The organism is Sulfitobacter sp. 1A15106 (genome assembly GCF_043556995.1).
In the GTDB taxonomy this organism is placed as follows: Bacteria; Pseudomonadota; Alphaproteobacteria; order Rhodobacterales; family Rhodobacteraceae; genus Sulfitobacter; species Sulfitobacter faviae.
On sequence record NZ_JBIFFM010000005.1, the window covers coordinates 108744 to 122182 of the forward strand.

Here is a 13439-nt window from a genome sequence, read left to right on the forward strand (position 1 = left end):
TGGCCTTGTTCACGCTTTGTTAGTGTGGGAGTCTGCATAAAAAGAGCAGACAATCTTACAGGTTCTCCATGACAGGCGCTGCCACGCTTCTTCGTGATGTTTTCGGTTTCGACGGGTTTCGCCCCGGCCAGCAAGAGATTGTTGAGGCCGTGACCGAGGGCGAGAACGTGCTCGCCATCATGCCCACGGGCGGCGGCAAATCCCTATGTTTCCAACTGCCTGCCCTGATGCGCGAGGGGGTGACGGTGGTGATCTCGCCGCTGATTGCCCTGATGCGCGATCAGGTCCGCAGCCTGCAAGAAGCAGGCGTCGCGGCGGGCGCGCTGACCTCCGGCAACACGCCCGAAGAGACCGACGCGGTTTGGGAGGCGTTGGAAGCTGGCACGCTCAAATTGCTCTATATGGCACCCGAACGGTTGGCGGCAGGCTCCGCCATGGGGATGCTGCGGCGCGTTGGCGTCAATCTGATTGCCGTGGATGAGGCGCATTGTGTCAGCCAATGGGGCCATGATTTCCGCCCCGACTACCTTCGCATCGGTGAATTGCGCCGCACGCTCGACGTGCCACTGGCGGCCTTCACCGCCACGGCGGATGCCGAAACGCAGGCCGAGATTGTCGAGAAGCTCTTCGACGGCGCCCCGCCGCGCGCCTTCCTGCGCGGCTTTGACCGGCCCAACATCCACCTCGCCTTCGCCGCCAAGAACAAGCCGCGCGACCAGATCCTTGCCTTCGCCGGGGCGCGACGCGGTCAGTCGGGCATCGTCTATTGCGGCACCCGCGCCAAGACCGAGGGGCTGGCCAAGGCGCTGCGCGATCAGGGGCAGGAGGCGCTGCATTACCACGGCGGGATGGAGGCCGAGGACCGCCGCATCGCCGAGCGCCGCTTTCAGCAAGAGGACGGGCTGATCGTCTGCGCCACCGTCGCCTTCGGCATGGGTGTCGACAAGCCCGACATCCGCTGGGTCGCCCATGCCGATCTGCCCAAGTCGATCGAGGCCTATTATCAAGAGATCGGCCGCGCCGGGCGCGATGGTGCCCCGGCCGAGACGCTGACGCTTTTTGGCCCCGACGACATCCGCCTGCGCCGCGCCCAGATCGACGAAGGCCTCGCCCCGCCCGAGCGTCGCGCCGCCGACCACGGGCGGCTCAACGCGCTTTTGGGTTTGGCCGAGGCGCTGGAGTGCCGCCGCAAAACCCTGCTGGGCTATTTCGACGAGACCGAGGTCACCTGCGGGCGTTGCGATCTGTGCGACACTCCGGCGGAGGTTTTCGACGGCACCACGGCGGTGCGCAAGGCGCTCTCGGCCATGCTGCGCACCGACGAATGGTTCGGCGCGGGCCATCTCATCGACATCCTGCTGGGCAACGAGACCGAGAAGGTACGCCAGCGCGGTCACCAATCGCTGCCGACCTACGGCGTGGGCGGCGAATATAGCCGCAACGAATGGCAAGCGGTGTTCCGGCAGATGATGGGCCATGACCTCGTGCGCCCAGATGCCGAGCGTCACGGCGCCCTGCGCATGACCGACGCGGCCCTGCCGATCCTGCGTGGCGAGGCCAGCATCAACCTGCGCCGCGACACGATCAAGGCGGCGGGCGCGAACCGGCGGCCCGCGGTCAAGGCCATGGTCAGCGACGAGGACGCACCGCTGCTCTCGGCGCTGAAGGCCAAGCGTCGCGCGCTGGCCGAGGCGGCCCGCGTGCCCGCCTATATCATCTTCACCGACCGGACGTTGATCGAGATGGCCGAGGCGCGGCCGCAAGACCTCGACGCCATGGCGCGGATCGGCGGCGTGGGGGCCAAGAAGCTGGAAAATTACGGCGCGGCCTTTCTCGAGGTCATCAACGGCGAGGCGCAGCCGATGCATAAGGCGCGGCGCAAGCTGGCGGGGCGCGAGGCGGGCAATGTCTATGACCAACTCTTGCAGGTGCAAGCCGACCTCGCGCGCGGCGCGCAGGGCACCGAAAAGCCGCTAAGCTGTTCTGCCGCGATGCTGGCGAAAGTGGCGCAACTGCGCAGCGCCGACAGTTCCGCGATTGAACGCTTGCTCGGCGACAAACGCGCCGAACGCTTTGGCCCCGCCTTTCTGGACGTTCTGCGCGACGCGGGCTAGATCACCCCGAAACGCCCCCAAGGAGACTGCCATGCTCGTCGTTATTTCCCCCGCCAAACGCCTTGATTGGGCCGAGCGCAATGTCGCCGTCACCCAGCCTGATTTTCAGGAAGACGCCGTGCGGCTGGCGACGACCGCGCGCAATCTCAGCTTGGGCGATCTTAAAAGCCTGATGGGGCTGAGTGACGATCTGGCGCGGCTCAACCGTGACCGCTTTCAGGCGTTCGAGGCTGAGCCCACAGCCGAGGTTACCCGCCCCGCCGCGCTGGCCTTTGCCGGCGACACCTATCAGGGGCTGGAGGCCACGAGCCTTGATGCCGATGAGATGACCTATGCCCAAGATCACCTGCGCATCCTGTCGGGTCTCTACGGCGTACTGCGCCCGCTTGACGCAATCCAAGCCTACCGGCTGGAGATGGGCAGCAAGCTGAAAACCCGCCGTGGCGGCAACCTTTATGACTATTGGCGCGACAGCCTGTCAAAGGCGTTGAACGCACAGGCCGAGGCGACCGGCAGCGATGTTCTGGTGAACTGCGCCAGTCAGGAATACTTTGGCGCGGTGGACCTCAAGGCGCTGAAACTGCGGGTGATCACCCCGCAGTTCATGGAAGATAAGGGCGATGGCAAGGGGCCGAAGATCGTCAGCTTCTTCGCCAAGAAAGCCCGCGGTGCCATGGCCCGCTACATCGTGCAGCACCGGGTGAACGACCCGGAAGGTTTGCAGGATTTCGACAGCGGCGGCTATGCCTATCAGCCCGATGCCTCCACGCCTGAGCGTCCGGTCTTTGTCCGGCCCTATCCGTCGAACTGACCCGCAGGCGGGGCGGCGATGCGCGCCTTCCCGCCGTGCGCCGCCCGCCGGGCGATTGCCGCGCTTGGCGAAGGGGCGTAGACCTAGCGCCATGAAATACCCGCTCGTCTCCGCCGCTCTCCTCGCCTGCGCCACACCGCTTGGCGCGCATCCGCATATCTTCGTCGATACCGGGTTCGAAGTGATCGTCGATGCCGAGGGGCGGTTGACCCATCTGCGGATCACATGGGCCTATGACGAATTCTACTCTCTCTTGGTGACCGAGGATCGCGGCCTCGACCCCGATTACGATGGCGTGTTGACGCAGGCGGAAGTCGCCTCTCTCAACGGGTTCGACATGCAGTGGATCGAAGGGTTCAACGGCGATACGGTCTTGCTGGACGGGGACGAAGAGGTCGCGCTGTCGGGGCCGCAGGACGTGGAAACCCGCTTTGCCGACGGTCGGATCATCACCAGCCATCTGCGCGCGGTCGAAGACCCGGCGCCGGCGGCGGATAGGCTGGTCATCAAACCCTATGATCCGACCTATTACACCGCCTATGAGGTGACCCAGAAAGTGACCATCCAAGGCAGCGATGCCTGCCGCGCGCGGGTCAAGATGCCGGATATGAATGCCGATCTGCGCGCTCTTCAGCAGGACTTGAGCGCGTTGGACGCGAATACCGATCCAAGCGATGTCGGCCTGCCGGAGATCGGCGAGGCCTTGGCCAATGAAGTGGTGATCACATGCGACGCATCATAGCGCTGGCGGCATTGGCGACCCTTTTGGCGCTGGCGGCGCTGTGGTGGTCGGGCGGATTCAACGCCCTTGCCCATTGGGCCGCGGGACAGCAGCGCGGATTTCAAAACAGCATTGCCAGCGGGCTGCGCGCCACGCGGGGCGGCGATGCGGCGGCGTTCTGGACGGTGCTTTTGGCGTCTTTTGCCTATGGCGTCGTCCATGCGGCGGGGCCGGGGCACGGCAAGATCGTGATCGGCGGCTATGGGTTGGCGCGCGCGGTGCCGGTGCTGCGGCTCTCGCTGATCGCGCTCGCGGCGTCCTTGGGCCAAGCGGTGACCGCCGTGGTTCTGGTCTATGCGGGTATCCTCCTCTTGGGTCTTGGGCGGGAGGCGCTGGTCGGCGTGACCGAAGACATCATGGCCCCGGCAAGCTATGGCGCGATTGCCCTCATCGGGCTTTGGCTGATCTGGCGCGGGCTGCGCCATGCGCGGCAGGACAGATCGGCGCATTCCGGTGAAGTATGCAGCCATTGCGGCCATGCCCATGGGCCCAGTCTGGCGCAGGTTCAGCGCGCGGGCAGGCTGCGCGACGCGCTGCTTTTGATCGGCGGGATCGCCATACGGCCCTGCACCGGCGCGCTTTTCGTGTTGGTGATCACTTGGCATATGGGGATCGGCGGGGTCGGCATCTTGGGGGCCTTTGCCATGGCGCTCGGCACCGGCTTGATCACCATCGCCACCGGATTGGCCGCAACGGGGCTGCGCGCCGGGGTCTTGGGCGGGCTGGCCGGATCGCCGAGGCTGGCCCAAGCCGCAGCGGTGGCCGAGCTGACGGCGGGGCTGGTCGTGGTGACGCTGGCGGGCGGCTTGCTGCTGCGGGCGCTTTAGCGGCGGCCCTCGCGCAGCCATGCGGCGGTGATGAAGAGCGCCGAAAGCAAGAGCACCAGCCACCCCGGCAGCAGCGGCGTTTGTCGCACATCGCGCGTCTCGTAAGCGCCGCGCGGGGTCAGCCCCAGCCAGCCGCGCCCGGCGGCAGGGCGGCCAAGGCGCACGTCGCGCAGACGGGGGAGCCCATCCTCCACCCGTGCCACCCCACCGCGCAGGCTGTCGATTGCCGGGCGCAGGGCCGCATCGCTGGCGATGGTCTCGACAAACTCGCGCGGGGCGGCGGGGCCGAGGCCGATGACGGTGACCTCTTCGCCGTTCTCCAGCCGGTAGAGGCCGATCTCTTCGCCGGTATATTCCGCTTCGAACCGGCCCGGCCCGGCGGGGGTGAGGGGCAGTTCAGTCGTGCTGCCATCGGGGGCGGTGATCGTGACGGGGGGCACGGTCTCGTCCAAGGTGCGGCGGGTGATGCGCATGGTCCGGCCTTGGGCAGAGGCCATCAGCGTCTCTTCCTCAAGCTCGGGTTCTTTCATCATCCAATGGGCCAGACGACGCAGCAATTCCAACTGCGGGCCGCCGCCCTCATAGCCGCGGTTCCACAGCCATGCGTGGTCAGAGGCGAGCAGCGCCACGCGCCCCTCATCCACGCGGTCCAGCACCAGAAGCGGGCGGTCGTCCGCGCCGGTCATCACCACGTCGCCGCTGTCAGCGGTCACGTCGATCTGACGCAGCCAGCGGCCCCAGTCGCCCTTGCCGGGCAAGTCTGAGGTGACGGGATGGCGCTGGCCGATGTCGGTCACAACGGGGGGGAAGGCTTCCTCCAGCACCCGCGCCGTGGGGGTGGCGGGCAGCACCGTGCCGAGCGGCGACCGGTAGAGGCTGTCGGCACTGGCAAAGTCCGGCCCGGCGGCGACCAGCACCGCACCGCCCTTGCGCACATATTGCGCCACGTTGTCGAGGTAGAGCGCAGGTAGGATGCCACGCCGCTGGTAGCGGTCAAAGATGATCAGGTCAAAGTCGTCAATCTTGTCCATGAACAATTCGCGCGTCGGAAAGGCGATAAGCGACAGCTCGTTCACCGGCACCCCATCCTGTTTGTCGGGCGGGCGCAGAATGGTGAAATGCACCAGATCGACCGCGCTGTCGGACTTCAGCAGGTTGCGCCAGGTCCGCCCGCCGGGATGCGGCTCGCCTGAGACCAAGAGCACGCTGAGCCGGTCGCGCACGCCGTTCATCTGGATCAGCGCCGCATTGTTGCGGTCGGTCAACTCCCCCTCGGCTTCGGGCAGGGAAAAGCGGATCACGTTGCGCCCGCCGTGGGGCAGGGCCACGGGCAGTTCGAGGTCTTGGTCAATCGGCACGTTGAAACTCTGCGGTTCTTCCCCGTCGACAGAGATATCAAGCTGGGTCAGCCCGCCGCCCTCGGGCGCGGCGCCCAGATCGTCGATGCGCAGGGTCAGGGTCACCGGCTCTCCGATGATGGCAAAAGCCGGGGCGTTGCGCACGGTCAGGCGGCGGTCCCAATCCTCGGCCCGGCCGGTCTGCAGCAGATGCAGCGGCGCGGGCAGGTCGAGCGGCAGATCGGCGTCATGCACCCGGCCATCGCTGAGCGCCAGAATGCCCGCGATCCGCGCGCGTGGCTCTTCGGCCAGCGCATCGGCCAGCGTGGTCATCAGCCGGGTGCCGGCATCCTCGGCCCCATCGGGGACGGTGATCCGGCGCAGTTCGGTATTGGGGCGGGCGGCGATGCGGGCAGAGAGCGCCTCTGCCGCCGCGTCGGTCTGCGCGGCACGGTCGGAAAGCCGTTGGCTGGCGCTTTCGTCTTCCAAGAGCAACACGATATCCGACAGCGGCGCGCGGTCTTCGGTCTGGTAGGACGGCCCGGCGAGCGCGGCCAGAACGACTGCTGCCGCCAAGCCCCGCAGGGCCCAGCCCGACAGGCCGCGCCCCAGCGCCAGCAGCAGGCCGAGCGCGGCCAGCACCGCAAGGCCAATCAGCAGCGGCAATGGGATCAGCGGGTCGAAAAGCACGGTTCCGGTCATTGGCCCAACCTATCCAGCAGCGCAGGCACATGGACCTGATCGGATTTGTAGTTGCCGGTCAGCACATGCATGACAAGGTTCACGCCAAAGCGGTAGGCCAGTTCACGCTGCCGCTCTCCGGCAAAGCCGCGCCCGATGGGCAAAAGCGGCGCGCCATCGCGGCGCACAGCCCAAGCGGCGGCCCAGTCGTTGCCCCCGATCACCACCGGCGTCACCCCGTCATTGAGGTTGCGAAAGGGCATCCCCTCGATCCGTTCGGCATCGGGCGGCGCAGCCTCAACCCAGACATCGCGGCTGCTGTAGCGGCCGGGGTAGTCTTGCAGCAGATAGAAGGTGCGTGTCAGCACATGGTCGCCGGGCAGCGGCTCAAGCGGTGGGATGTCGAGCGGCGCGGCCAGTTCCTGCAACTTGCGCCCATTCGGGCTGGCGGCACCGTAGCTGGCGATATCCGCGTCCCGCGTATCGAACAGGATCAGCCCGCCCGAGCGGAGGTAGTCGTTCAGCTTGCCATAAGCCTCGGACGAGGGCTGCGGTTGGTCGGGGGTCACCGGCCAATAGAGGATCGGAAAGAAGGCCAGTTCGTCCTGCTCAAGGTCGACGCCGGTGGGCAGGTCGGGCTCCACTGTGGTGCGGAAATAGAGCGTGTCCGACAGGCCGATCAGCCCGGCGCGGGCGATCTCGTCAACGTCGCTGTTGCCGGTCAGCACATGGGCCAGCGTCACCTCAGAGGCCGAGCGTATGGCAAAGCTTTCGGGGTCATTCTCTTGCGCGTCGCCCATTTGCGGGGCGATAGCCAGCCCCAAGGCCAGCGCCAAGCTGCCGGTGGAGCGGCGCAGCAGCAGCCCCGAAAGGGCGAGGGAGGCCAGCACATCGGCCACGAGCAAGAGGATGGCGAGGCTCAGAAGCGCCCCGGCGAGTGGCTGTTCTGGCGGCAGGGCAAGGCCGCGCAGCGGCACATCGGCGGGCCATGTGGCGGGGGTGAGGGCGGTCTCAGCGGTCAGCACATTGCGCGCAAGACGCCGGTCTTCGGCGCCGTAAATGCCGGGCGGTAGGGCGGGGCCTGCGGGGGCCGAGATCAGGTCAGGCCCCACAACCCCGGGCAGGTTGCCCGCGTCCGACAGGATGCCGAAACCGTCCATCACCCGCAGGGGCGTCCATGTGGTGCCCTCAAGGCTCTCGGCCTCGGGGGCGCTGGCACCCGATGACACGGCCAGCCGTTCCATCATCTGCACGAAAAGACCCGACAGAGGCAGGGTGGACCATTCCGCCGTGGCGGTGACGTGGAACAGCACGATCTGCCCCTGACCCACCGCTTTGCGCGTAACCAGCGGGGTGCCATCGCTGAGCGCGGCGATCACGCGGTCAGCCAACGTCGGGTCGGGTTGGGCCACGACTTGGGCCGAAACGGTCACGTCATCGGGCACCGTCAGCCCGAAGAATGGCGACCCGTTGCGGAATGGGGCCAGCGCCTTGGGCTCCCCCCAAGACATCGCGCCGCCGACACTGCGGCCCCCGGCGCGCAGGCGCACGGGCATCAGCGGGTCTTCGTCGATACGGCTGACATCGCTTGCCGCCACGCGCGGCCCGGCGAAACGGATGAGCATGCCGCCCGCGTCGATCCACTCTTGCAGCGGCTCGGCCTCAGCAGGGGCGAGGGTGGCCACATCCGCCAGCACGATCACATCGGGGTTCGCGGGCAGCACCTCGGTCAGGGTGCCGTCGATCAGATCAGCACTCGGGGCCAGCGCCTGTTCGATGTAATGCAGCGGCGAGAGCAGTTGCAGCCCCTCCTGCGCCCCGCGCCCGCGGATCAGCGCGACTTCGCGGCGGCGCAGCCCGTCATCGACCAAGCTGCGCGCCCCGGCGGAGCGCTGGCCTGCGATGTCGAAAGAGGTGAGCCGCGCGCGCATTTCGGCAGGCAGCGAGAGGGAGGTGCTGGCCTCGGTCGCGCCCGCCTCGAACGTCGCATTGGCGGTGGCGAGCACGCGGGCGTTGCCCGCCGGATCGCGGCCATGGGCCTGCACCACCGCCGGGCGTTCCGGTCCGGGCGCGGCGCGGCGCAGGGTCAGGTCGATCGCGCCATCTTGGTAGACTGCGGGCGCGATGCCGATGACATTGCCCGCGGATTGATGCACCTCGACCGCGCCTTTGGAGTGCAGCGCGGCAAGCAGATCATCGCGGCCCGGATAGTCCAACCCGTCGCTGAACCACAGGGTGTCGAAGGCGGGCAGGGCCGCCATGATCTCGGTCGCGCGGGTCAGCTCTGCCGGGGCCGGTTGCCACGGCGCGGGGGTGAACCCGGCCAGACGGCTGCGCCACGCATCGGCGGATTGGAAGGTCGGCACCTGCGGGTCGGTGAGGCTGAGGATGCCCACCGTCCGCTCGGCCCGCCCGGCGCGGGTGAGTTGCGCGTCAACGGCGGCCATCTGCCGGTCCCAGCCGCTGGCCCCGGCCCATGAGCCGTCGAGCAGGATCAACAAGGGGCCGCTGCCCTCTTCCGCCTCGGCCTGCGGGTTCATCACCGGCCCGGCGAGGCCGATGATGATCGCGGCCACGGCCAGCATCCGCAGCAAAAGCAGCCACCACGGGGTGCGGTCGCTGGTGCTGTCGCCATCCGCCAACCCCAGAAGCAGTGCCACACCGGGAAAACGGCGGCGAACCGGCGCGGGCGGCACGGCCCGCAGGATCAGCCAAAGGATCGGCAGCGCCAGCAGGGCCAGCAGCAGCCAAGGCGCGGTGAAACCGATGCCGCCGAAAACGCTCATGGAGCACTCCCCTGCCGCGCGTCCAACGCGCCATAGAGCCAGAGCAGTGCCGACTGCGCCGTGGCATCGGTGTGGTGCAGCCCATAGCGCCAGCCGGTACGGGCGCAGAGTTGCTGCAAGGCGTCTTTGCGCGCCGCCAGCCGATCGAGGTAGCGGTCGCGCAGGTCATTCGCTTTGAGCGTCTCATGCCGCAGACTGCCGCCGACGCTTTCGAAAATGGTTCGACCCGCGAAGGGGAAAGCCTCCTCCGCCGGGTCTAGCAGGTGATAGAGCACGCCGCGCACGCCACGGTCGGCGGCCTTGGTCAGCGCGGTCTGTACCGGGTCGAGATCGCCCATGAAGTCCGAGATGAAGACCGCCCGCGCATGGGGGATCATGCCGCGATGTTCGGGCGGGGCGTAGTCTTGGCCATCGTCTTGGCAGAGCAATTCGGCCAGTCGCAGCACCTGCGGATTGCCGCGCCGTGGGGGCAGGGCGGTACCGGTCAGGCCCACACGCTCCCCCCCGCGCAACAGCAGGATCGCCAGCGCAAGGCCCAAAAGGCGGGCGCGGTCGGCCTTGTCAGGCAGCGCCTTGTCCGAGGCAAAGCGCATCGAGGCCCCCTGATCGACCCAAAGCATGACGGACTGCGCAATCTGCCACTCGCGCTCGCGCACGAACTCCTGATCGCCACGGGCCGAACGGCGGTGGTCGACCATGCGGCGGCTGTCGCCGCTCTGTGCCGGGCGGTATTGCCAGAAATCATCTCCCGTCCCCGCGCGGCGGCGGCCATGGGCGCCGGGCAACACGGCACCGGCCAGATGCTCGGCCCGCGCCAGCAGGGCGGGCAGCCGGGCCGCTTCGTACTCGGCGCTGGCTCTGAGGGACAGGGGGCTATGGGTCACGCGGCGGCCTTTTTCCCGATCAATTGACCGGCGGTGGCGTCAATCAGCCCTTGCAGGCTTTCGCCCCTTGCGCGCGCGGCAAAGTTCAGCGCCATCCGGTGGCTCAGCACCGGGCGGGCCATGGCGAGCACATCTTCGGCGGAGGGGGCCAACCGCCCTTCCAGCAGCGCACGGGCGCGCACGGTCAGCATCAGCGCCTGCGCGGCACGGGGGCCGGGGCCCCAAGCGACGCTGTCGCGCACGGGCTGTGTGGCCTCAGGCTCATCGGGGCGGAAAGCGCGGACAAGGTCGAGGATCAGTTCCACCACGCTGTCGCCCACCGGCATCCGCCGCAGCAGGGTCTGGGCAGAGAGCAGATCTTCGGTGGTGAAGACCGGGCGCACGGTGCCCTCTTCGACGCCGGTGGTGGCCAGCAGAATGTCCCGCTCTGTCGCGCGGTCGGGGTAGGCCACGTCGATCTGTACGAGGAAACGGTCAAGCTGCGCTTCGGGCAGGGGGTAGGTGCCTTCTTGTTCGATCGGGTTTTGCGTGGCCAGCACATGGAAGGGCTGGCCAAGCGCGCGGTCTTGCCCCGCGACGGTCACGGTCTTCTCTTGCATCGCCTGCAACAGGGCGGATTGCGTGCGCGGGCTGGCGCGGTTGATCTCATCGGCCATCAGAAGCTGGCAAAAGATCGGCCCTTCGACAAAGCGAAAGGCGCGGCTGCCATCAGGCGCGGTGTCGAGCACTTCGGAGCCCAAGATGTCAGCGGGCATCAGATCGGGGGTGAATTGCACGCGGTTGCCGTGCAGGCCCATGACCGTGCTCAATGTCTCAACCAGCCGCGTCTTGCCCAAGCCCGGCAGGCCGATCAGCAGGCCGTGCCCACCGCAGAGCAGCGCCGTCAGCGCAAGGTCAACGACCTGCTCTTGCCCGACGAACCGCCCGGTGATCGACTGTTTCGCCGCGGCGAGCTTTTCGGTCAGCGCTTCGATTTGCGCGATCAGATCATCCGCTTCGGCCATGACATTTCTTTCCCCGGAGTTATATCTTTCAGGTGTAAGTGTATCGCGACCAAAGGGAATGGCAAAACCAATGAGCGGACAAAATACCGTGACACCCACGGCAGACAGTTTGATCGAAGCCGCCAAGGCCGCAAAAGCGCGCGGAACCCCGCCGCTTGAGAAGTGGAACCCGGAATTTTGCGGCGATCTGGACATGCAGATCAAACGCGACGGGACGTGGTTCTATCAAGGCACGCCCATTGGCCGGATCGAAATGGTCAAATTGTTCGCATCGATTCTCTGGCGCGAAGGGGATGACTATTTCCTCAAAACCCCGGTGGAGAAGGTGGGCATCACCGTCGAAGATGCACCATTCGTCGCCGTGGATTTCGAGGCTAAGGGCGCAGGCGCGGCGCAGCAGTTGCGGTTTTTGACCAATCTGGGCAACGTGGCCGAGGCAGGGGCAGCCCATCCGATCCGCGTGGTCCGCGATGAAGAGACGGGCGAGCCTGCGCCCTATGTGCTGGTGCGCCGCAATCTTGAGGCGCTGATCGACCGCAAGAGCTTTTACCGTCTGGTCGATCTGGGCCAGCACCGCGATGGCTGGTTTGGTGTCTGGTCGGGTGGGGAATTCTTTGGCATCATCCCATCGGAAGACCTGCCGTAAGTTCACCGAAAGACCCGAATGCCGATCACCCCTGCCGCCAATCTGTCGCTGCTTTGGTCCGAACTGCCCTATCTGGACCGGTTCGATGCGGCGGCGGAGGCGGGGTTTGGCGCGGTCGAGGTCTTGTTCCCCTATGACATGCCCGCGAAAGAGACGCAGCGCGCCTTGCTGCGCAATGGCTTAACGCTCGCCCTGATCAACGCGCCGCCGCCGAATTATACGGGCGGTCTGCCCGGTTTCGTCGCCCTGCCGGGAGGGGAGGCGCGTTTCGCCCATGATATGCGCCGGGTCTGGCGCTATGTGGAGGCGCTGCGGCCCCAGATGGTGCATGTCATGGCCGGGGAGGGCAAGGGGCCAGTGGCGGCAAAGGCTTTTGTGGCGAACCTGCGCCATGCCGCAGCGGAGGCGCCGCCGGGGGTCACGCTGATGATCGAACCGCTCTGCCCGCAGGCCAAACCGGGGTATTTCCTGAGCGACTACGCGCAGGCGGCGGAGCTGCTGGCGGCGGTAGATGCGCCGAATGTTGCGCTGCAATTCGACAGTTTCCACGCGCAGATGATCCATGGCGATGCCGTGGCTGTTTTCGAGGAATATCGCCCCCTGATCCGCCATGTGCAGCTAGGTGACACGCCAGAGCGCGGCGCGCCGGGCAGCGGTGATGTCGATTTCGACGGGCTCTTTGCCGCGCTGCGGGCGGGCTATGACGGTTTTGTCAGCGGGGAGTATATTCCGGGCGGCCCGACAGAGCAGTCCTTGGGGTGGGTGTCCGCCTTAGGGGAATGACACCGGCGCATCTCTGGGCTGCCACTGGGGGTATTTATCCATCACGCTTTCAAAGCGGGGCGACGCGAGGAAACGGTCGAGCCAGCCGCGCAGCGCGGGCCAGTCCTGCGCGTCGAACCAAGCGCGGTCGATAAAGGCGAACTGCCGCACGAAGGGCAGGATCGCGTAATCCGCCAGCGTGGGACGGTCAAAGATCCAGTCCCCCAGTTGCGCGTCGAGGTCATGGAGGAAGGTTGCCGCCTCGGCGCGCTGCTCTTCGGGGTCCGCCTCGGGGTAGCGGGTGGCGTATTTGGTGCGGTCCAGCGCGTCTTTGAACGGGCCGTCGGCGCAGGTGATCCAGTCGTGGCCTTCGGACGGCATGTCGCGCCAGCCGTCGGGATCGTTCTGGACCAGCGCCCATTTCATGATGTCGAGGCTTTCGTCGATGGGGCCGGTTTCGGTGACGAGGCAGGGCACGGTGGCGGTGGGCGAGGCGTCAAGGAAGGCTTGCGGTTTGTCGCGCAGGACGACTTCGCGCAGGTGGACGGGGGTTTGCGCGGCCGCGAGGGCGAGACGCGCGCGCATGGCGTAGGGGCAGCGGCGGAAGGAGTAGAGGATTGGGGTCATGCTAGATGATCTAGCGCATGGGGGAGGAGTGTTCAAAGGGCCATCGCCTGACCGCGGGTGGGCGATCTGACATGGCCTCATGCCACTTTATGGTTCAACCATGATGTGTGTCCGTAAGCTCACGCCCAGCCTCACCAAATCGCCTACCCGGGGGGCGGGCAGGCGATGGCCCGGCGCCT

At 67.0% G+C, this 13439-nt stretch carries 11 protein-coding genes; 6 read left to right on the forward strand and 5 right to left on the reverse strand.

Annotation, left to right across the window (positions count from 1 at the left end; all coding sequences use genetic code 11):
- Window positions 1–68 precede the first annotated feature (68 nt).
- The 4 genes from recQ (at window position 69) to ACGYKA_RS09420 (ending at window position 4533) form a co-directional block, all read left to right on the forward strand.
- Window positions 69–2114, forward strand: a complete 2046-nt coding sequence (recQ, locus tag ACGYKA_RS09405; RefSeq protein ID WP_394438654.1) for a DNA helicase RecQ — start codon at window positions 69–71, stop codon at window positions 2112–2114.
- A 31-nt stretch (window positions 2115–2145) separates the two neighbouring features.
- Window positions 2146–2925, forward strand: coding sequence for a peroxide stress protein YaaA (gene yaaA, locus ACGYKA_RS09410; protein ID WP_394411987.1), 780 nt, complete (start codon window positions 2146–2148; stop codon window positions 2923–2925).
- 91 nt (window positions 2926–3016) lie between these two features.
- A complete protein-coding gene (locus tag ACGYKA_RS09415) occupies window positions 3017–3667 on the forward strand; it encodes a DUF1007 family protein (protein WP_394411990.1) in 651 nt (216 codons plus the stop codon).
- Window positions 3652–4533, forward strand: a complete 882-nt coding sequence (locus ACGYKA_RS09420) for a nickel/cobalt transporter (RefSeq protein ID WP_394410956.1) — start codon at window positions 3652–3654, stop codon at window positions 4531–4533. Before ACGYKA_RS09415 ends, ACGYKA_RS09420 begins: the two co-directional genes overlap by 16 nt.
- Here ACGYKA_RS09420 and ACGYKA_RS09425 read toward each other — a convergent pair.
- Genes ACGYKA_RS09425 through ACGYKA_RS09440 form a run of 4 tightly spaced genes read right to left on the reverse strand, consistent with a single transcriptional unit; the run spans window position 4530 to window position 11225 of the window.
- On the reverse strand, window positions 4530–6572 hold the full coding sequence (locus ACGYKA_RS09425; RefSeq protein WP_394411993.1) for a hypothetical protein: 2043 nt from the start codon (window positions 6570–6572) through the stop codon (window positions 4530–4532). The two genes, ACGYKA_RS09420 and ACGYKA_RS09425, sit on opposite strands and share 4 nt — an antisense overlap.
- On the reverse strand, window positions 6569–9337 hold the full coding sequence (locus tag ACGYKA_RS09430) for a DUF4159 domain-containing protein (RefSeq protein WP_394411996.1): 2769 nt from the start codon (window positions 9335–9337) through the stop codon (window positions 6569–6571). Before ACGYKA_RS09430 ends, ACGYKA_RS09425 begins: the two co-directional genes overlap by 4 nt.
- Entirely contained in the window at window positions 9334–10221 is an 888-nt protein-coding gene (locus ACGYKA_RS09435; protein ID WP_394411999.1) for a DUF58 domain-containing protein, read from the reverse strand. The genes ACGYKA_RS09430 and ACGYKA_RS09435 overlap by 4 nt, the downstream gene beginning before the upstream one ends.
- A complete protein-coding gene (locus tag ACGYKA_RS09440; protein ID WP_322328795.1) occupies window positions 10218–11225 on the reverse strand; it encodes a MoxR family ATPase in 1008 nt (335 codons plus the stop codon). Before ACGYKA_RS09440 ends, ACGYKA_RS09435 begins: the two co-directional genes overlap by 4 nt.
- A 70-nt stretch (window positions 11226–11295) precedes the next feature.
- Here ACGYKA_RS09440 and ACGYKA_RS09445 point away from each other — a divergent pair, with 70 nt between their 5' ends.
- Together ACGYKA_RS09445 and ACGYKA_RS09450 are read left to right on the forward strand one after the other, a co-directional pair.
- Complete coding sequence (locus ACGYKA_RS09445; protein ID WP_394412002.1) at window positions 11296–11871, forward strand: DUF1285 domain-containing protein; 576 nt, start codon at window positions 11296–11298, stop codon at window positions 11869–11871.
- Window positions 11872–11889: 18 nt separating this feature from the next.
- A complete protein-coding gene (locus ACGYKA_RS09450) occupies window positions 11890–12654 on the forward strand; it encodes a hydroxypyruvate isomerase family protein (RefSeq protein ID WP_394412005.1) in 765 nt (254 codons plus the stop codon).
- On the opposite strand, the gene ACGYKA_RS09455 is transcribed toward ACGYKA_RS09450, so the two are convergent.
- Entirely contained in the window at window positions 12643–13260 is a 618-nt protein-coding gene (locus ACGYKA_RS09455; protein ID WP_394412008.1) for a glutathione S-transferase, read from the reverse strand. The two genes, ACGYKA_RS09450 and ACGYKA_RS09455, sit on opposite strands and share 12 nt — an antisense overlap.
- Between the last annotated feature and the right edge of the window lie 179 nt (window positions 13261–13439).

What these genes read in the sequence shown, in the direction of transcription:
- ACGYKA_RS09440 (WP_322328795.1), bottom strand. Translation starts at nt 11,225, where the DNA reads ATGGCCGAAGCGGATGATCTGATCGCGCAAATCGAAGCGCTGACCGAA.
- yaaA (WP_394411987.1), top strand. Translation starts at nt 2,146, where the DNA reads ATGCTCGTCGTTATTTCCCCCGCCAAACGCCTTGATTGGGCCGAGCGC.
- ACGYKA_RS09450 (WP_394412005.1), top strand. Translation starts at nt 11,890, where the DNA reads ATGCCGATCACCCCTGCCGCCAATCTGTCGCTGCTTTGGTCCGAACTG.
- ACGYKA_RS09455 (WP_394412008.1), bottom strand. Translation starts at nt 13,260, where the DNA reads ATGACCCCAATCCTCTACTCCTTCCGCCGCTGCCCCTACGCCATGCGC.
- ACGYKA_RS09415 (WP_394411990.1), top strand. Translation starts at nt 3,017, where the DNA reads ATGAAATACCCGCTCGTCTCCGCCGCTCTCCTCGCCTGCGCCACACCG.
- recQ (WP_394438654.1), top strand. Translation starts at nt 69, where the DNA reads ATGACAGGCGCTGCCACGCTTCTTCGTGATGTTTTCGGTTTCGACGGG.
- ACGYKA_RS09430 (WP_394411996.1), bottom strand. Translation starts at nt 9,337, where the DNA reads ATGAGCGTTTTCGGCGGCATCGGTTTCACCGCGCCTTGGCTGCTGCTG.
- ACGYKA_RS09425 (WP_394411993.1), bottom strand. Translation starts at nt 6,572, where the DNA reads ATGACCGGAACCGTGCTTTTCGACCCGCTGATCCCATTGCCGCTGCTG.
- ACGYKA_RS09420 (WP_394410956.1), top strand. Translation starts at nt 3,652, where the DNA reads ATGCGACGCATCATAGCGCTGGCGGCATTGGCGACCCTTTTGGCGCTG.
- ACGYKA_RS09445 (WP_394412002.1), top strand. Translation starts at nt 11,296, where the DNA reads ATGAGCGGACAAAATACCGTGACACCCACGGCAGACAGTTTGATCGAA.